Below are 20,237 nucleotides of genomic sequence, written 5' to 3' on the forward strand. Positions count from 1 at the left end.
CTGTGCGCGCCCCGCGTGCCCGCACCCGTTCCGGACAGTCGAGGAGAGAACCAGACCGTGGCCACCAACCCCATCCGCGTCGCCATCGCCGGCGTGGGCAACTGCGCAACATCCCTCATCCAGGGTGTGGAGTACTACCGCGAGGCGAAGGCCACGGACACGGTCCCGGGCCTGATGCACGTGCAGTTCGGCGACTACCACGTGTCCGACCTCGAGTTCGTGGCCGCGTTCGACGTGGACGCGAAGAAGGTCGGCCTGGACCTGTCCGAGGCCATCACCGCCTCCGAGAACAACACCATCAAGATCGCGGACGTGCCCCACGCGGACGTCACCGTCCAGCGCGGCCCCACCCTGGACGGCCTCGGCAAGTACTACGCCGAGACCATCGAGGAGTCGGACGTCGAGCCCGTGGACGTGGCCCAGGCCCTCCGCGACGCGAAGGTGGACGTGCTGGTCTGCTACCTGCCCGTCGGCTCGCAGCGGGCCACCGAGCACTACGCCCAGGCCGCGATCGACGCCGGCGTCGCGTTCGTGAACGCCCTGCCCGTGTTCATCGCCGGCACCCCGGAGTGGGCCGAGAAGTTCACCGCCGCGGGCGTGCCGATCGTGGGCGACGACATCAAGTCCCAGATCGGCGCCACCATCACCCACCGCGTGATGGCCAAGCTGTTCCAGGACCGCGGCGTCACCCTGGACCGCACCTACCAGCTCAACGTGGGCGGCAACATGGACTTCAAGAACATGCTCGAGCGCGAGCGCCTGGAGTCCAAGAAGATCTCCAAGACGCAGGCCGTCACCTCCAACACCTCCGCGCAGCTGGGCGAGAAGGACGTGCACATCGGCCCGTCCGACTACGTGGCCTGGCTCGACGACCGCAAGTGGGCGTTCGTGCGCCTCGAGGGCCGCAACTTCGGCGACGCCCCGGTCTCGCTCGAGTACAAGCTCGAGGTGTGGGACTCCCCCAACTCGGCCGGCGTGATCATCGACGCCGTGCGCGCCGCGAAGATCGCCCTGGACCGCGGCATCGGCGGCCCGATCCTCTCGGCCTCGTCCTACTTCATGAAGTCCCCGCCCGTGCAGCACAACGACGACGCGGCGCACGAGCTCGTGGAGGCCTTCATCCGCGGCGACATCGAGCGCTGACCCGCCCGGTCCCCACGGACCGCGCACGACGCCGGCCCGTCACCTTCCCCGTGGAGGTGACGGGCCGGCGTCGTCGTGGGGGCGCGTGCCGCCCCGGCCACCGCGCTCAGCGCCGCACGCCGAGCCGGTCCTCGATGGTGAGCCGGACGAGCTGGGCGTACATGGCCTGGCCGTCGGCGCGGGGGTGCACGCCGTCGGCGGAGAAGTCCGTGACGTGCTGCTTCGCCGTGGCGTCCCAGTCCGCCAGGACGATCCGGTCCGGGTGCGCCGTGGCCTGCGCCTCCATCTGCCTCTGCACGTCCGCGATCCAGTCCATCGGGCCGTGCGGTACCACGAGCACGAGCAGCCGGTCCTCGCCGACGGCCGCCAGGATCTTCTCCCAGTCGCCCCGGTGGGTGGTGCCGTTGGCACCCAGGGCCACCACGACGACGTCGCTCAGCTGGCCGTCCGCCTTGAGCTTCTCGATCTCGTCCGCGGCGTCCCAGATCTGGTAGCCCACCTCCGCCTCGAGCAGCATCCCCGGCAGCTGCTCCATGAGCGTGGGCGCGGCCGAGAGCGAGACGGAGTCGCCGATCAGGGTGACGTCCGGGCCGAGCTCGGACGGCGGCAGGGCCGCGGTGAGCTGCTCCTTGGAGTACGTGGGGCGCGCGACGGCCGGGTCGCCGAGCCCGAGCCCGGACGGCTCGGCGGACGATCCGGGCGAGGGCGTCGCGCCGGCGGAGCCCTCCGCGTCCCCGGGGGCGGCCGAGCCGGGCGACCCCGAGGCCGACGCCTCGGCCCGCTTCGACTGCTCCGCGGCGCGGGACTCGCGAGCCGCCTGCTGCGCCGCCTGGGCGGCCTTGAGGGACTCCTCCGCCTGGGCGATGTCCTGCTCGAGCTGGGTCTGCGCGGGCGAGTGCACCACGGCGGCCACGGCCGCCGCGGGCACGGCCACGAGCCCCAGCGCCGTGGCGGCGGCCGCGAGCCGGCCGATCGGCCCGGCCCCGCCCGTGAACGCCCGCCGCGCGGCCGCGCCCCAGCGGCCGAAGGCGCCCCTGAACCCCTCGTGGAGGATGGGCTCCTCGATCAGCCGGGTGCTCAGGTCGGCGATCAGGGCGGTCAGCAGCAGGATCGCGCCGGCGGCCACCGGCTCGACCCACCCGGGGGCGTCCACGGGCACCATCACGCGCATGATCACGAGCAGCGGCCAGTGCCACAGGTACGCGGCGTAGGAGCGGCGCCCCCACCAGCGCAGGAACCCGTTGCCCAGCACGCGCGAGAGCGAGTCGCGCCGGTCACCCTGCACCACGTGCCAGACGATGAACGCGACGACGGCGGACAGGCCCGCCAGCACCCCGCGGTACGTGCTCGCGTGGCCGCCGTCGACCAGGGCGAAGCCCGCCGCGAGCACCGCGACGGCGCCCCACGCGACGGCCACCCGCGTGGCCGAGGTCCGCGGCTCGGGGCCGCCGTGCTCGGGCCGGGGCACATGGGCCAGGCCGATCGCCACGCACGCGCCGAACAGCAGGCCGAAGGCGTGGGTGTCCGTGCCGAAGTAGAGGCGGGCCTGCTCGAACCCGTGCCACGAGCCCCAGGCCATCCACGCCGCGGAGGCCACGGCCGCGACCGCGACCGCGAGGATACGACGTCGGTCCGCCACCCGCCCCGAGTTCACCGTGCTGCGCGGCGGCCAGGTGAGCAGGAGCAGCCCCCAGAGGAGCAGGGGCCAGAGGATGTAGAACTGCTCCTCGATCGCCAGGGACCACAGGTGCTCGAACAGAGGCGGCGAAGCGCGGTTGAAGTAGTCCCCGCCCTGCAGGATCATCACCCAGTTGCTGGTGTAGGTCAGGGCGCCGAACCATTGGCGGCCCAGGCCCGCGGGGAACTCGTCCACCGCCAGCCACGCGAGCGCGGTGGTGCCCACGAGCGCCATCAGCATGGCCGGGATGAGTCGTCGGACGCGCTTCATCCAGAAGGTGCCCAGCGCCACGCCCCGGCCCGCGTCCACACCGCGGACCAGGCCGGTGGTGATGAGGAAGCCGGAGAGCACGAAGAACATGTCCACGCCCACGAACCCGCCGCGCAGGAAGGTGGGCCAGGCGTGGAAGACGAGCACGGCGAGCACCGCGATCCCCCGCAGCCCGTCGAGGGCGGTGACCCGTCCGGGGCCGCGACTGACCCGCGTGCCGACCTTGACGGCGGGCACGCCGTCCTGGGGCGGCAGGGCATGGCGGGGCGCGGACGCGGTGCGCTGGTCGGAACTCACAGCGGTCGATCATCCCATCCGGACCTGGATGGGCCAAAGCCTCCGGCTATCCCCACCCGCCCCACCGCGTTGGGGGCGGTTTCCGGCGGTATTCCGCTCCCAAAGCACCGGTTTCCGCCCCGGAAGCGGGGGGCGGGCGCCGGTCAGTGGTCGCGCAGCGCTTCGATGAGCTCGTCCTTGGTCATGGTGGAGCGGCCCTCGATGTCGAGTTCGCGGGCCCGCTTCGCGAGCTCGTCCTTGGTCCAGTCCGCGTAGGAGCCGGCCTCGCCGCCACGCTCGGCGACCTCGTCCCGGCCGTCCCGGGCGGAGGCGTTGGCGATCCGTGCGGCCTTCTCCTCGCTCGCGCCCTCGCGGCGCAGCGCCTCGTAGACCTCGGGGTCCTTGATGTTGGAGGTGCCGGGGCCCATGGGGGCGCCGTTCTTCTCGGTCTTCTTCTCAGCCATGCGGCCAGTGTGGTCCCGGCCCGACGACGGGTGGAAGGTCCGCCGCGCCGCCTCAGTCCTGCTGGGCCTCCGGCTGCTCGGCCCACCAGCGCCGCAGCTCCGCCTCGGCCTCGGCCGGCTCGTGCGGCCCCTCGTCCAGGCGCCACTCGAGCAGGTGGGTGTACGCCCGGCCCACCACCGGGCCCGGGCGGATCCCCAGCAGCGCCATGATCTGCTGCCCGTCCAGGTCCGGCCGCACAGCCGCGAGCTCCTCGGCCTCGGCGATCTCGGCGATGCGCCGCTCGAGGTCGTCGTACGCATGGGCCAGCCGCTCGGCCTTGCGCCGGTTGCGGGTGGTCACATCCGAGCGGGTCAGCGCGTGCAGGCGGGGCAGCAGGTCGCCGGCGTCGTGGGCGTACCGGCGGACGGCGGAGTCGGTCCAGCCGGCGTCGCCGTAGCCGTAGAACCGCATGTGCAGCTCCACCAGGCGGGCCACCGCCTTGATCGTGTCGTTGTCGAACTTCAGGGCGCGCAGCCGCTTGCGGACGAGCTTGGCGCCCACGGTCTCGTGGTGCCGGAAGGTGACGGCCCCGCCCTTCTCGAAGCGGCGCGTGGCCGGCTTGCCGACGTCGTGCAGCAGCGCCGCCAGGCGCAGCACGGGGTCGGGGGTCGACGGCGCGTACTCACCCTCCAGCTCCATGGCCTGCTCCAGCACGGTCAGGGAGTGGGCGTAGACGTCCTTGTGGCGGTGGTGCTCGTCCGACTCGAGCTGCAGGGCGGGCAGCTCGGGCAGGACGTGGTCGGCCAGGCCGGTGCGCACGAGCAGGTCGAGGCCGGCGCGCGGGTGCGCCCCGCACACGAGCTTGACGAGCTCCTCGCGGACGCGTTCGGCGGAGATGATCGTGATCCGCTCGGCCATCGCGGTCATGGCCTGCTCCACCTCGGGGGCCACGGCGAAGCCGAGCTGGGAGGCGAACCGGGCGGCGCGCATCATGCGCAGCGGATCGTCGGAGAAGGAGTCCTCGGGGGTGCCGGGGGTGCGCAGCACGCCGGCGTGCAGGTCCCGCATGCCGCCGAAGGGGTCCACGAGCTCGAGGGCGGGCAGGCGCAGGGCCATGGCGTTGACGGTGAAGTCGCGGCGCAGCAGGTCGTCCTCGAGGCTGTCGCCGAAGGCCACCTGCGGCTTGCGGCTGGCCGGGTCGTACTGCTCGGCCCGGTAGGTGGTCACCTCGAGCTGCCAGCCGGCCTTGCGGAAGCCGATGGTCCCGAACCGCCGCCCCACGTCCCACGTGGCGTCCGCCCAGCCGGCGCCCACGGCCTCGGACGCGTCCGGGTCGGCGTCCGTGGTGAAGTCCAGGTCCGGCGACGTCCGCCCCAGGAAGAGGTCGCGGACCGGGCCGCCCACCAGGGAGAGCTCGTGGCCGGCGGCCTCGAACCTCCGCCCCAGCTCCACGACGACGGCGGGCAGGGTGGCGTCCGCGGGGAAGCCGGGGGGCAGCGCGTGGGTGGCGGTGGTCAGATCCATGATGCCTACAAGGGTGCCAGACGGTCCCGGCACGGGCCCGCGCGGGCCGGGCTAGAGTTGACGGCATGACCCGCCCCGATCCCTCCGCGCACCGGGGCGCCCCCCTGCCCTCCGCGCTGGGGGCGTGGCGTCGCCGGCCGCAGCCGCCTCTGCGCCCCGTCACCCCGGCCCCCGCGGGACCCCGTTCCGCCGCAGCCGCCTCCCTGCCCACGGTGGAGGAGGTCTCCGCCGGCGGCGTCATCGTCCGCGAGCATGACGGCGGCCTCGAGGTGGCCGTGATCGCCCGCTACAACCGCGGTGGCCGGCTCGAGTGGTGCCTGCCCAAGGGCCATCCCGAGGGCGAGGAGGACCACCGGCAGGCGGCCGTGCGCGAGGTGGAGGAGGAGACCGGGATCGCCGGCCACATCCTCGAGCCGCTCGGCGCGATCGACTACTGGTTCACGGTCGCCCGGCACCGCGTCCACAAGACCGTGCACCACTTCCTGCTGCGCGCCACGGGCGGCGAGCTGACCACGGAGAACGACCCGGACCACGAGGCCGTGGACGTCGCATGGGTGCGCCTCGAGGACGTCGCGCGCCGCCTCTCCTTCGCCAACGAGCGCCGGATCGTCGACCTGGCCCGCCAGGTGGTCGACCAGCACTTCCCCCCGGGCGGTGCCCGGGGCCCCCGCCCCTGATCCACCGCCCCCGGCACGGGGCCTTCCGACCACGATTGGGTGACCCTTGAGCAGCAGACCCGCCCCGCGCCGAGCGCAGGACCCCGCCCACGCCGGCGTCGCCGACGAGGAGCCGACGACGACGGACCCCGCCCCCGCCACGGATCCGGCCGCCGTGGACCCCGCGGACGAGACCCCCGAGGGCGAGCGCCGCGCCGGCCGGTCCACCGCGATCATGGCCTCCGGCACGCTCCTCTCCCGCGTGCTGGGCCTCGTCCGTGCGACGTTGGTGACGGTGGCGATCGGCCTGTCCGCGGACATGGCCGACATCTTCGAGATCGCCAACTCCCTGCCGAACGTGATCTACCTGCTCCTGGTGGGCGGCGTGTTCAACGTCGTGCTCGTGCCGCAGCTGATCAAGCACGCCCGCGACGCCGACCGGGGCGCGGACTACACCTCCCGCCTGATGACGCTCGGCACGCTCGTGATGCTCGCCGGCACGGTGGTGGTCATGCTGGCGGCGGCCCCGCTCATGACGGCCCTGACCCGCGGCTGGTCGCCGGAGAAGCTCGAGATGGCCACCGTGTTCGCCCTGTGGTGTCTGCCCCAGGTGTTCTTCTACGGCATGTACGCGTTGGTGGGGCAGGTGCTCAACGCCAACGGGCGCTTCGGCGCCTACATGTGGGCGCCGGTGCTGAACAACGTCGTCGCGATCGGCGCGATCGTGCTGTACCTGGGCATGTTCGGGGCGTACCGGGCCGGGGACGACCTCGCCGGGTGGACGAGCGCACAGACGGTCGTGCTGGCCGGCGGCCACACCCTGGGCGTCGTGCTGCAGGCCGTGATCCTCTTCCTGCCGCTGCGCGGGCTCGGCCTGGGTCTGCGCCCGCGGTTCGGCTGGAAGGGCATCGGCCTGCGGGACACCGGCCGGATCGCCGGGTACACCCTGGTCACGATGGTCGCCACGAACGTGGTGCTCCTGCTGTGCCAGCGGTACGTCACCTCCGCCACGGAGGCCCGCGACCGCGGCGAGCTGCGCATCCCCGGCACCGAGACCTGGAGCGCCGAGATGGCCCAGGCGGCCATCCCCGGTGTGGCCGCGTACAACATGGCGATGCTGATGGCCGTGCTGCCCCATTCGGTGTTCGTGCTCTCCCTGGCCACCGTGCTCTTCAACCGGCTGGCCCGCGCCATGGGCCGCCAGGACATGTCCGCGGTGCGGCGCACGACGGCGCAGGGTCTGCGCGCGTTCACCGTGCCGCTGATGTTCTGCCTCGCCGGCGTGGTGGTCCTGGCGGGCCCCCTGGGCCGCGTCTTCGGCTCGACGGCCGAGACGGCGATGGTGGCCGGCATCGCGGTGGGCTCGGTCCTGCTCGCGCTGGCGCTGTCCATCCCGTTCCGCTCAGGCTCCTTCTATCTGCTGCGCGTGTTCTACGCCGCCGAGGACGCCAAGGTGCCGATGGTGGTCCAGGTCAGCGGCTCGCTCCTGATGCTGCTGGTCTCGTGGGCGGGCGCGATGCTGCTGCCGCTGTGGTCCATGGCCCTGTGGGTCGCGTTCGCCTCGTCCGTCTCGTACGTGTACCAGTTCGTCCTGACCCATGTGCTCACCGTGCGCCGGTTCGGGGACTACGGCCTCGCGTCCGTGCTGCGGGCCCACGTCCAGACCGGCCTGGCCGCGCTGGCCGCGGCGGCCGCGGGCGCCGTCGTCGTGTGGCTGCTGGGCGGGTACACCGGCGGGTTCGCGTGGGACTCCATCGGGACGGCGCTGCTCACGTGCGCGGTGGCGGCCGTGGCGATGGGGCCGGTGTACCTGATGGTGCTGCGGGCCATGCGGTTCCCCGAGCTGGACGACGCCCTGCGGCCGCTCGTCGCCCGCGTGCCGGCGCTGGGCCGTCTGCTGCGCGTCGGCTGATCCCTGGTCGGGACGGCCACGCCACGTATCATCGGATTCCGACCCCGTCGTCAGGAGAAGAGCCCGTGCCCCAGCCCATCGCCGTCGGCGCCGTCCTGGGCGGCCGCTATCGCATCACCCAGCACGTGGTGACGTCCGCGGACCAGGACATGGTGTTCCTGGGCACGGACCAGGTGCTCAACCGCCGCGTCACCGTGCTCGTGGCCTCCCGTGAGAACGCCACGCAGGTGGCCTCGTCCGCGCGGGAGCTGGCCACGGGCGAGCGCACCGACGACGTGCAGGTGCTCGACCTGGGCCTGTCCGAGGGCCGCACGTACCTGATCGCCGGCGGGGACCCCGACCCGGACGTCCTGCTCGGTCTGGCGTACCCGCAGGAGCTGTACGTGGAGCCGTTCCAGACGGACAGCCTCGGCTCCGAGCTGTTCGGCGAGTCGCGGACCCAGGATCCCCACGCCTACGACGACGACGAGGCGTACTACACCGACCTCGACCGGCGGCTCCGCGCGGACGAGGACGAGGCCCAGCGTCGTCCCGGGTTCCTGAACCGCCTCTCCGAGCGCCTCGCCGAGCGGGTCCGACCCTCCGACGGCACCGCGGCGAAGGCGGCCGCCGGGGCGTCGGCCCTGGCCGCGGCGGACGCCGCCACCCGGAAGCAGCAGGAGGAGCGCGAGCGGGCCGAGCGGGAGGCCGCCGAGCGCGCAGAACGCGCGCGCAAGGAGGCCGAGGAGAAGGCCCGCGCCGAGCGGGAGGCCGCGGAGCGGGCCGAGCGGGAGCGCAAGGAGGCCGCCGAGCGCGCAGAACGCGAGCGCCGGGAGGCGGAGGAGCGTGCCGAGGAGGAGCGCCGCGCCGAGGCCGAGCGCGCCCGTCGCCAGGCGGAGCAGGAGGCTGAGGATCGGGCCGCGCGCGAGCGAGAGGCCCAGCAGGCCCGGCTGGCCGCGGAGCGGGAGGAGGCCGAGCGCCGCGAGCTCGAGCGCCGGGCCGAGGCCCGCCGTCGTGCCGAGGAGGAGCAGGCCCGGGAGGCCGAGCGGCGCGAGGCTGAGAAGCGCGCGGCCGCGGAGCGAGCGGCCCAGAAGCATGACACCCAGGCGGGCACCGCCGCACTCCCGGCCGTCGCGGCGGGGGCCGCCGCCGCCCAGGCCCCCAACGCCGATGCCGACGGGACCACGCCGCCCACCGAGCCCGTCGAGCCCGTGGCGGCCGAGAAGACCGACCCGCCGGAACCGGTCGCCCCGGACACCGAGGCGATCCCCGTGCGGCGCCAGCGCCCCGTCCCCCGCCGAGCGATCGCGGCCGAGTCCGCGCCGCCCGTCCACGAGGAGTCCCGCAGCACGGCCGCGCCGGTGGCTGCCGCGGCCGGGGCCGCAACGGCGGCGGGTGCCGCGGCAGCCGGTTCGACGGCCGCCGCCGCGGCTCCGGATGCCCAGGCCGCCCCGGCCACCACCGGGGGCGGAGACGGCGCCACGGTGGCCGACCCGGGCGACGGCAACGGCCGCACGCGCGGCGGCGGTCCGCTGGCCCTGCTCCTCGTGGTCGGCCTGCTCGCCGCACTCGTCGTGGGCGGGGTGCTGCTGGCCCAGAACCTGCGCGGCGGGCCGGCCCCGCAGGCCGCGTCCGCGTCGTCCGAGTCTGCGTCGTCCGGGCCTGCGTCGTCCGAGTCTGCGTCGTCCGAGTCTGCGTCGTCCGAGTCTGCATCGGACACCCCGTCGCCGTCGGAGAGCACCAGCCCCTCCCCCACCTCGACCAGCGAGAGCGCCACGGCTGCCCCGCAGGCCGTCCAGGCCCTGCGCTCGGTGCCGGACCTGCCGGAGCACGAGGCCGAGCACGACGCGGACCTGCCCAACCTCATCGACGGCGACCCCACCACCGTGTGGCGCACCTTCGCCTACGCACGGCCGAACTTCGGCGGCTATGTGGAGAGCATGAACCTCGTGGTCCAGCTCGAGGACCGCACCGAGGTGAACGAGGTGACCCTGCAGAGCACGGGGGCCACCGGTGGCGCCTGGTTCGCCTACATCGCCGACTCCCCCGAGGGTGCGAACGCCCAGGAGATCGGCAACGGCACCTTCGACCAGGACACCGTCTCCATCCCCGTGCCGTTCGAGGGCGCCGAGTCAGAGGCCGAGTACGTGATCGTCAGCCTCACCTCGCTGCCCCAGCTGGAGGGCACGACGCCGGACCTCCCGTTCGGCCTGCGCCTCGGCGAGATCACCGTCCGCTGATCCCACGCCCCGGCGACGGCGCGCCGGACCTTCCGGCCGCCGTCGCCGGGGCGTCGTCGCACCGCGGCCCCGACACCGCGGAATACCCGCCGGTGCCTCCGCCGTTGTCCTGGAGGAGCGCCCACCACCCCGATCCACTGGAGGAACCCGTGGCCCCCACCGCCCAGGACCAGAGCGTCCACAACGTCGTGATCGTCGGATCCGGCCCCGCCGGATACACCGCGGCGATCTACACCGCCCGCGCCGACCTCTCCCCGGTCCTGGTGGCCGGGGCGGTGACCGCGGGCGGCGAGCTGATGAACACCACCGAGGTGGAGAACTTCCCGGGCTTCCCGGAGGGTGTGCAGGGGCCCGAGCTGATGGCGAACCTTGAGGCCCAGGCCCGCCGGTTCAACACGGAGGTGGTCTACGACGACGTCGTGCAGGCCGACCTGACGTCGAACCCCAAGGTGCTCACGCTCGGCGACGGGACCCAGCTGCGCACCCACGCGGTCATCCTCACGACCGGCTCCGCCTACCGGAAGCTCGGCGTTCCCGGCGAGGAGCGCCTCTCCGGCCACGGTGTCAGCTGGTGCGCCACGTGCGACGGCTTCTTCTTCCGCGAGCAGGAGATCGCGGTCGTGGGCGGCGGCGACTCCGCCATGGAGGAGGCCCTGTTCCTCACCAAGTTCGCGTCCAAGGTGACCGTGCTGGTCCGCAAGGACGAGCTGCGGGCCTCCAAGGTGATGGCCCACCGGGCCATGGAGAACGAGAAGATCGAGTTCCGGTGGAACACCGAGGTCACGGAGGTGACCGGTGACGACAAGGTCAACACCCTCCGCCTGCGGGACACCCGCACCGGCGAGGCGTCCACGCTGGACGTGACCGGCCTGTTCGTGGCCATCGGCCAGGACCCGCGCACGAACCTGGTGCAGGGCCAGGTCGACCTGACGGAGCATGGCACGATCCGCATCGACCATCCGTCCTCGCGGACCTCCCAGCCGGGCGTCTTCGCCGCCGGCGACGTCACGGACCACACCTACCGCCAGGCCATCACCGCCGCCGGCTCGGGCTGCGTGGCCGCCCAGGACGTGGAGCACTACCTCGCGACCGTGGCCGACGTGGAGGAGGCCGCGCCGGCCGGCCCGGAGTCGGACGTGGTCCCGGCATGAGCCACTGACCCATGACCCCTGACAGAGCGTCATGGGTCATGTCAATAACACCCCTGTCCACCCTCGTCAGACACAGAACAACCCCCAGGAGGCTGCCATGAGCACCATCACCGTCACCGATGCCGACTTCGACCAGAAGGTCCTCCAGTCCGAGCTGCCCGTCCTCGTGGACTTCTGGGCCGAGTGGTGCGGCCCGTGCCGCATGCTCGGGCCCGTCCTGGAGGACATGGCCGTGGAGCACGAGGGCAAGGCCGTGATCGCCAAGCTCAACGTGGACGAGAACCCGGCCATCGCCGCGCGCTTCGGCGTCACCTCCATCCCGCTCGTCGTGGGCTTCCAGAACGGCGAGAAGGTCGTCGAGTCCGTGGGCGCCAAGCCCAAGGCCGCGCTGGAGAAGGAGTTCTCGGCCCTGCTCGGCTGAGCCCCTCCCCCACTCACCGCGACGGCCCCGTCACCCGAAAGGGTGGCGGGGCCGTCGTGCGTTGATCTCCAGGAGCAGCGGAGGGTGCCCGTGGACGCCGTCCGCGGGAGCCCCGGATCAGGACTTCTTGCCCTTCCCCTTGCCGTCCTGACCACCCTGGATGAGGTCCATGATGCGGTTCAGGTCCTCCACGGTGGTGAAGTCGATGGCGATGCGGCCCTTGCGCGCGCCGAGGGTGATCTTCACGGCGGTGTCCAGGCGGCTGGTGAGCGCGGTGGCGTAGTGGTCCAGGCGCTCATGGCGAGCGTCGTCCGAGCTGCGCCGCGGCGTACGCCCCGGCCGGAGCCCGCCCTGCAGCTGCGCGACAGCCTCCTCCGTGGCCCGGACGGACAAGCCCTCGGACTGGATCCGCTGCGCCAGACGCTCCATGTCCGACGGGTCCGTGAGACCGAGCAGCGCGCGAGCATGGCCGGCCGAGAGCGTGCCGGCGGCCACGCGGCGCTGCACGAGGGGCGGCAGCTTGAGCAGTCGGAGCGTGTTGGAGATCTGCGGACGGGAGCGGCCGATGCGCTGGGAGAGCTCCTCCTGCGTGCAGGCGAAGTCCTCCATGAGCTGCTGGTAGGCAGCGGCCTCTTCGAGCGGGTTCAGCTGGGAGCGGTGCAGGTTCTCCAGCAGGGCGTCCCGCAGGAGGTCCTGGTCCGGGGTCTGGCGGACGATCGCCGGGATGATGTCCAGGCCGGCCTTCTGGGTGGCGCGCCACCGGCGCTCGCCCATGATCAGCTCATAGGGGGTGGGGCCGTCCACCTCGCGCACGACGATCGGCTGCAGGATGCCGACTTCGCGGATCGAGGTGACCAGTTCCGCCATGTGGTCCTCGTCGAACACCTCACGCGGCTGCCGCGGGTTCGGGTGGATGTCCCCCACCGGGATCTCCCGCAGGACCGCGATGTCCGTGGACACGGTCCCCTCGGTCGCGACGGCCTCTGCGGTCGAGTCCACCGGTTCCTTCCTCGACGATGCCGCGGAGGTGGCACGCTTGCTGGGCGCCTTCACCGTCGGCATGGCCGGGCGCCCCTTGGTCGAGCGCGCCGCAGGTGCGTCCTCGGAGTCGGCGGAGAAGAAGACGTCGACGGGACGCTGAGCGGGTCGAGAGGCACGCTTCGGCGAGGTGGCCCCTGCCTTCGTGCCGGACGTGGTGTTCCGGCCAGTCGTGGGCGTTGATTTCCCGGTCTGGGCTGTGCGTCCCGTGGTCTTTCGCGGCGAGGCCGACGGGTCCGGCTCAGTGGAATCCCCTGACGTCTCGGTGGTCGCGGTGCTTCGCGTCGATGTCGTCGTGGTCTCCGCTGCCGCGGCGGCCTTCGGGCCACTCTTCGCGGGCACCGGGGAGTCCTTCGGGGAGGATGTCTCGGCGTTCTCTTCCGGGACTTCTACAGTGCTCTGGATCAGGGCGCCGAGGCCTCGCCCCAGGCCTCCTCGACGGCTCGTCTTCAACGGGTCCTCCTGCAGTGAGTGGGTCTGCGATCAGTGTAGGTGAGCCGTCTGATCTCGATGATCCCGGGCGGCGTGAGGACACCCCGCACGGTGCGCTGGCCCCGACTGTTGGTGGCCACGCGTGGGCTCGAGCTGCCAGGGGTGCGGTGATGTTCGGGCCTCGGTTCTGGCATGCACGTCTGTGATGGACTCCGGCGACGAAGGGCTGGGCGCGCGCGTGGACGTCTGCCGCGAGAGTGAGTGTTTCACGTGGAACACTTCGAGGTGGGGCGCTCCAGGAGGATGCCGCTGCAACCTCGGACCCCCTCCTGCTCCCTCTTGAGATCCACCCGTTTCACATGAAACGCGATCCCTCAGCCAGCCAGAGGGTGTTTGAGGAATCACAGTTGTAGCGGCTTGTGTTTTTGATGAAGCGGGGTCATCAACCGTCCGTGCGGACGGTGCTCAGATACGCTGGCCACCCGCAGGATATTGCGCGTTAGCAGATGGAAAGTGTCGGACCGGTAGCGAAGCACCGCTCCACTCCCCTGCGGTATGAGGTGCACACTGGAATCACCGAACGGCTGAGCTCGGACTTCGCGCCGCCCTGTGCTAGTGGTTCCTCCCACCCGTGGTTCCTCCCACCCGCGCCGCTGACGAGTCGAATACTGGGTCGACGACGGTGTTTCACGTGAAACACGGATGAGTCTGTCGTAGAGAACACGGACGTGGACCCCCGATGGTTGACGTGGTTGCTCCTTACGAACCGGTGCCATCATGTCATTCTCGGTCACCCCGGTTGCGGCACTGATCGTGTGTTCCGTGGGTAGCCCGAAGTGGCGATCTCGCGATACGGCCCCTCACCCGAAGCTTGTTTCACGTGAAACGCCCCGTTGGAGGTGTCGACGGATGACGCATGCCACGGAAGCCGCCCACCAGCGTGTCGCGTCCCGAAGCCGGCACCAGCAGCGGGCGTGAGAACTTTTTGAGGTTCGGACTTCTCGCGTCGCTGACGTAACAACCCGGACCCGTCGAGCGCAGACCAGCAGTCGTTCTGTTTCACGTGAAACGCACGGTGCAGACTCGGCGGGAACACCGGACGGAGGGTCCCATGCCAGCGCAGCATGCACCGACTTTCCGCCATTGACCGCACGGCTCGGTGCGCAAGCCAAACTCCGGGGGACAATACCGTGACAAGACAAATCCCCACATCCCATGTTCTGGATCCATTCATCCTGGCAGCCCACACCGTCTACGACGATCTGAAGGCCGTCTCACGGGGAAAACCGGGGCTTCACCTCGTCGGCCCTTGCGCGCGTGGCTTCCTTCAGGGACCGCCTCGCAAACCCGGTGTTTCACGTGAAACCTCCGGCGACCGCTCCATCACTCGACGCCCTGACTCCCGCCTCGTCACAGGATCACGATGACTCGACGCATTACCCCGTCTCAGACCGAGACTCCGCGAGACCCCCGGCGGAAGGGGACCACACCCGAGTTCCCGTTCACACCCGGCCCGTGCCTCGACGTCGGACGCACCAGCGAACTCACCGGGGTCCGCCGACACCTCCGGGGAGTCCACGACCGCGCTCCCTCGACGTCTCCCTGTCCACAGACCTTGTCCACATATCAACATCGACAATCGCGGCCAGACACCGCCAATTCCGCAACTTGCCAGTTCAGACGCTTGTTTCTGTATACATTGGGGGCCTGCGGCCGCCCCACCACGCCGGAGTCTGTCCTACTCGAAACACAGGAATGCACAGCAGACCTGTCCTATCAGGCGCCGCCATCCGGCCTGTTCTACTCAGACGAAGCACAGCACTCCGCCACGCCGCTGACGTCTGCACTCGCACACGCGGACGACCGACCGGCCCCGCGCCCCTTCGGCGACACCACGGCTCGAGCTCCGCTCTCGCTCCCCATTCCCTGCACGTCACCGACCGCGAGCAGGGCTGATCGTGGGGGAGGGGAGTGGCGCCCAGACGCGGCACCCGGTCTCCTCGACGGCTGCATCCTCGGGGCTGCAACGCACCCCAGTGGAGGAGCGGGGACGGACCGGACCGTGCACGGCCGCCGTCACCGCCCGCGGCCGTGCCGTCCATCCCGCCCCGTGAGCTCGTGTGTCGCCGCCTGCGGCTGCCCCACGCCCTGCGACAGGTGCGCCTGGCCGACGCGGCAGACGGGCCGGCACAGGGGAGGAGGCGGGAGCGTGTCAGACGGAAGCGGTCGACCACGGGCACCCCTCCCCATCGTCCCGCTGCGGCGACACCACGCTCGCACCACGGAGACCGTTGTTTCACGTGAAACACGAACTTCCATCGTGCCCAGCGATTCCGCTTGTCTTCCCATCCCTCATCTTTCGGGCCGCACTCACTCACGACGAAGCCCGCCGGGGGATCGCTCCCTCCGGCGGGCTTCGTCGTCGTCAGCAGCGCCATCCGGCGACCACCGCAGCTGACCGCCTGCGCGTCAGCCCTTCACGGCCGGCGCACCGCGGCCGGCGATCTCTGCGGCCGCCTCCCGGTACGCCACGGCGCCGGCCGAGGCCGGGTCGTAGGTCAGCACCGTCTGCTGATAGCTGGGGGCCTCGGAAATGCGGACGTTGCGGGGGATCGCCGTGCTCAGCAGCTGCTCCGGGAAGTGCGTCCGGACCTCCTCCGCCACCTGCACCGCGAGGTTGGTCCGCGCGTCGAACATCGTCAGCAGGATGGTGCTCACCTGCAGGCGCGGGTTCAGGTGCCTCTGGATCATCTGCACGTTCTTGAGCAGCTGGGAGAGGCCCTCGAGGGCGTAGTACTCGGCCTGGATCGGGATGAGCACCTCCTCGGCCGCCACGAACGCGTTGACCGTCAGCAGTCCCAGGGACGGCGGGCAGTCGATGAACACGTAGTCCAGCCGCTCCTGGCCGTCCTCCTCGCGCCAGGCGGTGTACGCCTCGAGCGCCCGAGACAGTCGCTGTTCGCGGGCCACCAGCGAGACCAGCTCGATCTCAGCACCGGCCAGGTCGATCGTCGCGGGCACCACCTGCAGGCCGTCCACGTCCGGGGCGTCCTGCACGACGTCCTGGATCTCCATCTCGCCCAGGAGCACGTCGTACACGGAGGCGACGTCGCCGGTGTGGGGGATGTTCAGCGCGGTGGACGCATTGCCCTGCGGGTCGATGTCCACCACCATCACCCGCATGCCCGCGCGAGCGAGGGCCGCGGCCAGGTTGACCGTCGTCGTCGTCTTGCCGACGCCGCCCTTCTGGTTGGACGTCGTGAACACGCGGGTGCGGTCGGGGCGCGTCAGACGGCGCCGCTGGAGCCGCGCGGGCTCCTCGGCGTCGGCGCCGCCCTTCTCGGCGGTCCGGCCGGTCCACTTCTGGCGCAGGGCCCTCCAGGCCCCACCCCGGCTCTCCTGCTCCTGCGCCATGCGGCTCTACCTCCTGGGTCGCGGGTGTGCGGATCTGCTGCCGCCCGGCCCGTCCCGTCCCGGTGGGGGAGGGGTCAGCGGGGACGCGCGCTGATGCGCACGACGGTGGTGGTCTCGGGCAGCAGGCCCTCGCCCACCGTGAGGATCTCGGGCTCGGCACCACCATACTTGCGCAGGACCTTGCGGGCGGCGGCGATCTCGTCGGCCGCGGAGCGGCCCTTGATCGCCAGCAGCTCCCCGGCGCCCTGCAGCATCGGCATGGTCAGGGGCACGAGGGTCTTCAGCGCGGAGACGGCGCGGGCGGTCACGACGTCGACGTCGAGGTTCCCGGAGACCTGCTCGGCGCGGCCGCGGATCACGTCCACGTTCTCCAGGCCGAGGTCGGCGACCACCATGTCCAGCCACTCCACGCGTCGCTCGAGCGGCTCGATGAGCAGGAACTGGCAGTCGGGTCGGGCGAGCGCGAGGCACAGGCCGGGCAGGCCCGCGCCGGAGCCGACGTCGGCCACGAGCGCGCCCTGCGGGAGGAGCTCCTCGACCACGGCGCAGTTCAGGACGTGGCGCTCCCAGAGACGGGGCGCCTCGCGCGGGCCGATCAGGCCCCACTCGATGCCGGTGTCCGCCAGGTGGGCCACGTACGCCGCGGCCCGGGGGAGGGCCTCGCCGAACAGCTCGACGGCGGCCGGCCGCAGCGCATCGGTCAGCGGCGGTGCCGGCTGCCCCACGGGCGCGGGGCGCTCGCCCCGGTCCTGTGGATCCAGCCCGGGGCGCCGCTCGTAGGCCGAGCCCCGCTCAGTCATCGGCGGAGATGACCACGTGCCGGCGGGCGCCCTCGCCCTCCGACTCGGAGGTCAGGCCGGCGTCCGCGACGACGTCGTGGACGATCTTGCGCTCGTACGCGCCCATGGGCTCGAGGTGCACGGGACCCTCGCCGGCGCGGACGCGCTCGACGGCCGCCTGGGCGGCGGTGCGCAGGGCGACGTTGCGACGCTCCCGGTGCCCGCAGACGTCCAGGATCAGCCGGGAGCGGTGCCCGGTGGCGGCGAGCACGGCCAGCCGGACGAGCTCCTGCAGGGCCTCCAGGGTGCGGCCGTCGGGGCCGACGAGGCCGTCCAGGCGCTCGTCGTGGTCCTCGGAGACGACGGACACGTACGTGCGCCCGTCGCGGACCTCGATGTCGATGTCCCCGTCCAGGTCCGCGATGTCGAGCAGCTCCTCGACGTAGTCCGCGGCGACGTCGCCCTCCTCCTCGAGGCGGCGCACCGCCTCCGAGGCGGCGGCACCGTCCTGGTCCTCGACGCGGGAGCCCGGGCCCGCGGGGGTCTCGACGATGGCGTCCTCGGCCTCGGGGGCCGGGGTCACGTTCTCGGCGGACATGCTCACTTCCTCCTGCGGTTCTTGCGCTGGGGCTGGACGCGCTGACCCGACTGGCGGACGACCTCACCGTTCAGCACGGCACCGCCGCGGCCCGCCTGGGTGTGCGCGGACGAGGGCGTGGCCTCGGCGTTCGACACCTTCTGGCCCACGGGGGGCAGGCCCTTGGCGGCGCGGCGCTCGTTGAGCTCCTTCTCGGCGAGGGAGCCCGGGGTCGGGTTGTTGCGGATGATCCACCACTGCTGGCCGACGGCCCAGAAGTTGGAGTAGGTCCAGTACAGGAGCACGCCGATCGGGAAGTTGATGCCGCCGATGCCGAAGATCAGGGGCATGGCGTAGAGCATGATCTGCTGCGTCTGCATCATGGGCCCGGAGAGGGCCTGCTGCGTCATGTTCTTCGTCATGAGCATCTTCTGCATGAAGAACATCGAGCCCGACATGAGCAGGATCAGCACGATCGCCGTGACGATCACGGGCGCGCTGCCCGGCGCGCCGAGCGAGTTCATGAAGGTGTCCGACATGCGGGCGCCGAAGATCGTGGAGCCCTCGAAGGAGCGGATCTGGTCCGCGGACAGGGCGTCCATGGCCTCGCCGCGCTCGGCCGCGCCGCGGGCGCCGATCAGCACCTGGTACAGCGCGAAGAAGAACGGCATCTGGATCAGCAGCGGCAGGCAGGCGGCGAACGGGTTCGCCTTGTGCTCCTTCATGAGCGCCTGCTGCTCCATGGCCATGGCCTGGCGGGAGAGCTGGTCCTTCTTGCCCTTGTACTTGGCCTGCAGCTTCTGCAGCTCGGGCTGGATGGCCTGCATGGCGCGCTGCGCCTTGATCTGCTTGACGAACAGCGGGATCAGCAGGGTGCGGATGAGCACCACCAGCAGGAGGATGGACAGGGCCCACGTCCAGCCGGAGTCCGTGGGCAGGCCCGCGAACTCCAGGATGCTGTGGAACGCCCCGAGCAGCCAGGACATCAGCCAGCGGAACGGGGAGAGGATGGCTTCGAACATGGGGGTCAATCCTCCTGCGGGAGATCAGGTGGGATGGGAGGGTGGTTCAGGGTGAGGATGCGCGGCTGCCGGCCCGGCGGCCAGCGTCGGTGCCCGGGCGGGACCGGGTCCACGCCGCCGTCGTTCCAGGGATGGCACCGGCCGATGCGCCGCGCGGCGAGCCACGACCCCTTCACCGCGCCGTGCACGTGCACGGCCTCCAGCCCGTAGGCGGAGCAGCTGGGGAAGAACCGGCACACGGGTCCGTACAGCGGGGAGACCACGGCCCGATAGACCGTGAGCAGGCCGGCCAGCAGGGCGGACGGCAGCGCGCGCAGCGGTCCCCACTCACGGGAGGGCTCGAGCACGACGAAGGGCGAGGGCGTGACGGTCATCTACGCGTGCTCCGAGGCGGCGGGCAGGTGCGGCTTCAGGGCCTTGCCGAGCGCGCCGACGGTCTCGCGGTGCAGCAGCGCGTAGTCCGCCTCGGCGGCGGCCGGCAGCGCGCGGACCTGCACCAGAACCGGCAGGTCGCGCAGCGGGGGCAGGCGCATCTGATCCGCGACGACGGCGCGCAGCCGCCGCTTCACCCGGTTGCGGGTCACCGCGTTCCCCACGGCCTTGGACACGACGAACCCGGCCCGCGGCCGAGGGGCGCTCGGCGACGTGGACCGGGTCTGGTCGGGGTCCGTGGCGACGCTCACCACGACGGTGCGCCGACCCGCGCGGGTGCCGGTGCGACCGAGGTGACGGAACTCCGCGGGCGTGCGGACGCGACGGTCACGGGGCAGCACGGGGCGCGCCGTCCCTGGACCGACGTCCTCAGGCGGACAGCTCGGCGCGGTTCTTGCCGCGGCGAGCGGACAGGATGGCGCGGCCGGCGCGGGTGCGCATGCGGGCACGGAAGCCGTGCTTGCGGGCACGACGGCGGTTGTTGGGCTGGAACGTGCGCTTGGTCACTGTGATCTCTCCACGACGTGTTGTGTGCCTTCGACCGTCGACCTGAGCAGGTGGACCAGGGGGAAGGACCGGTGAGGCTCTGACATGAAATCCCCGGCGGGCACGATCAACCGACACCCGGGGGACCAGACGACTCTAGTGGCCGGGGTGCGCAGGGGTCAAACGGGTGCGCGCGGATCCCGGACGCGCGTGGGCTCCCGGGACGGTCGTCCACAGGATGATAGGGGTTGTCCACCGTCTGTGCACAACCCTGTGGACAACCGTTAGACTCCGAGCACCGTCGTCCGTCTCGCGCAGCCGCCCCCGTCCCCGGGGACGTCTGTCCCAGGAAAGGAAGCCTCC

The 20,237-nt window shown here is 71.9% G+C and carries 17 protein-coding genes; 6 read left to right on the plus strand and 11 right to left on the minus strand.

Features of this window, described 5'->3' with window-relative positions; all coding sequences use genetic code 11:
* Positions 1–57 precede the first annotated feature (57 nt).
* Positions 58–1,143, plus strand: a complete 1,086-nt coding sequence (locus AC3RKA_RS11085; RefSeq protein ID WP_041102498.1) for an inositol-3-phosphate synthase — start codon at positions 58–60, stop codon at positions 1,141–1,143.
* A 106-nt stretch (positions 1,144–1,249) separates the two neighbouring features.
* Here AC3RKA_RS11085 and AC3RKA_RS11090 read toward each other — a convergent pair whose 3' ends face one another.
* The 3 genes from AC3RKA_RS11090 to AC3RKA_RS11100 all read right to left on the minus strand — a co-directional run bounded on the left by AC3RKA_RS11090 (position 1,250) and on the right by AC3RKA_RS11100 (position 5,335).
* Positions 1,250–3,388, minus strand: a complete 2,139-nt coding sequence (locus AC3RKA_RS11090; RefSeq protein ID WP_489727279.1) for an acyltransferase family protein — start codon at positions 3,386–3,388, stop codon at positions 1,250–1,252.
* A gap of 143 nt (positions 3,389–3,531) precedes the next feature.
* Complete coding sequence (locus AC3RKA_RS11095) at positions 3,532–3,831, minus strand: DUF7218 family protein (protein ID WP_049145041.1); 300 nt, start codon at positions 3,829–3,831, stop codon at positions 3,532–3,534.
* Positions 3,832–3,883: 52 nt separating this feature from the next.
* Positions 3,884–5,335 (minus strand): CCA tRNA nucleotidyltransferase, encoded by a 1,452-nt coding sequence (locus AC3RKA_RS11100; protein WP_049145039.1) that lies wholly within the window; start codon positions 5,333–5,335, stop codon positions 3,884–3,886.
* A gap of 65 nt (positions 5,336–5,400) precedes the next feature.
* On the opposite strand from AC3RKA_RS11100, the gene AC3RKA_RS11105 reads away from it, so the two are divergent.
* The 5 genes from AC3RKA_RS11105 (at position 5,401) to trxA (ending at position 11,694) form a co-directional block, all read left to right on the plus strand.
* Entirely contained in the window at positions 5,401–6,012 is a 612-nt protein-coding gene (locus AC3RKA_RS11105) for an NUDIX hydrolase (protein WP_041102508.1), read from the plus strand.
* A 46-nt stretch (positions 6,013–6,058) separates the two neighbouring features.
* Positions 6,059–7,903, plus strand: a complete 1,845-nt coding sequence (gene murJ / locus AC3RKA_RS11110) for a murein biosynthesis integral membrane protein MurJ (RefSeq protein WP_489727280.1) — start codon at positions 6,059–6,061, stop codon at positions 7,901–7,903.
* A gap of 65 nt (positions 7,904–7,968) precedes the next feature.
* Positions 7,969–10,122 (plus strand): hypothetical protein, encoded by a 2,154-nt coding sequence (locus tag AC3RKA_RS11115; RefSeq protein ID WP_489727281.1) that lies wholly within the window; start codon positions 7,969–7,971, stop codon positions 10,120–10,122.
* A gap of 149 nt (positions 10,123–10,271) precedes the next feature.
* On the plus strand, positions 10,272–11,273 hold the full coding sequence (gene trxB, locus AC3RKA_RS11120; protein ID WP_049161403.1) for a thioredoxin-disulfide reductase: 1,002 nt from the start codon (positions 10,272–10,274) through the stop codon (positions 11,271–11,273).
* A 31-nt stretch (positions 11,274–11,304) separates the two neighbouring features.
* Entirely contained in the window at positions 11,305–11,694 is a 390-nt protein-coding gene (gene trxA, locus AC3RKA_RS11125) for a thioredoxin (protein ID WP_330986836.1), read from the plus strand.
* A gap of 117 nt (positions 11,695–11,811) precedes the next feature.
* Here trxA and AC3RKA_RS11130 read toward each other — a convergent pair whose 3' ends face one another.
* The 8 genes from AC3RKA_RS11130 to rpmH all read right to left on the minus strand — a co-directional run bounded on the left by AC3RKA_RS11130 (position 11,812) and on the right by rpmH (position 19,895).
* Entirely contained in the window at positions 11,812–13,185 is a 1,374-nt protein-coding gene (locus AC3RKA_RS11130) for a ParB/RepB/Spo0J family partition protein (protein WP_222958756.1), read from the minus strand.
* Positions 13,186–15,633: 2,448 nt separating this feature from the next.
* A complete protein-coding gene (locus tag AC3RKA_RS11135) occupies positions 15,634–16,578 on the minus strand; it encodes a ParA family protein (RefSeq protein WP_489727282.1) in 945 nt (314 codons plus the stop codon).
* Positions 16,579–16,652: 74 nt separating this feature from the next.
* The gene (gene rsmG, locus AC3RKA_RS11140; RefSeq protein WP_098471036.1) at positions 16,653–17,378 is read right to left on the minus strand and encodes a 16S rRNA (guanine(527)-N(7))-methyltransferase RsmG; all 726 of its coding nucleotides are present in this window, start codon (positions 17,376–17,378) and stop codon (positions 16,653–16,655) included.
* On the minus strand, positions 17,371–17,955 hold the full coding sequence (locus AC3RKA_RS11145; RefSeq protein ID WP_489727283.1) for a Jag family protein: 585 nt from the start codon (positions 17,953–17,955) through the stop codon (positions 17,371–17,373). Before AC3RKA_RS11145 ends, rsmG begins: the two co-directional genes overlap by 8 nt.
* 2 nt (positions 17,956–17,957) lie before the next feature.
* Entirely contained in the window at positions 17,958–18,956 is a 999-nt protein-coding gene (yidC, locus tag AC3RKA_RS11150; RefSeq protein ID WP_144825033.1) for a membrane protein insertase YidC, read from the minus strand.
* 5 nt (positions 18,957–18,961) lie between these two features.
* Positions 18,962–19,330, minus strand: a complete 369-nt coding sequence (gene yidD, locus AC3RKA_RS11155; RefSeq protein WP_020628390.1) for a membrane protein insertion efficiency factor YidD — start codon at positions 19,328–19,330, stop codon at positions 18,962–18,964.
* Positions 19,331–19,729 carry a ribonuclease P protein component gene (rnpA, locus tag AC3RKA_RS11160; RefSeq protein WP_065572739.1) on the minus strand — a complete coding sequence of 133 codons (399 nt, stop codon included), beginning with the start codon at positions 19,727–19,729 and terminating at the stop codon, positions 19,331–19,333. It abuts the gene before it with no gap.
* 28 nt (positions 19,730–19,757) lie between these two features.
* Positions 19,758–19,895, minus strand: coding sequence for a 50S ribosomal protein L34 (gene rpmH / locus AC3RKA_RS11165; protein ID WP_002856443.1), 138 nt, complete (start codon positions 19,893–19,895; stop codon positions 19,758–19,760).
* Between the last annotated feature and the right edge of the window lie 342 nt (positions 19,896–20,237).

The sequence above is a fragment of the Micrococcus sp. iso_229 genome (assembly GCF_058072725.1).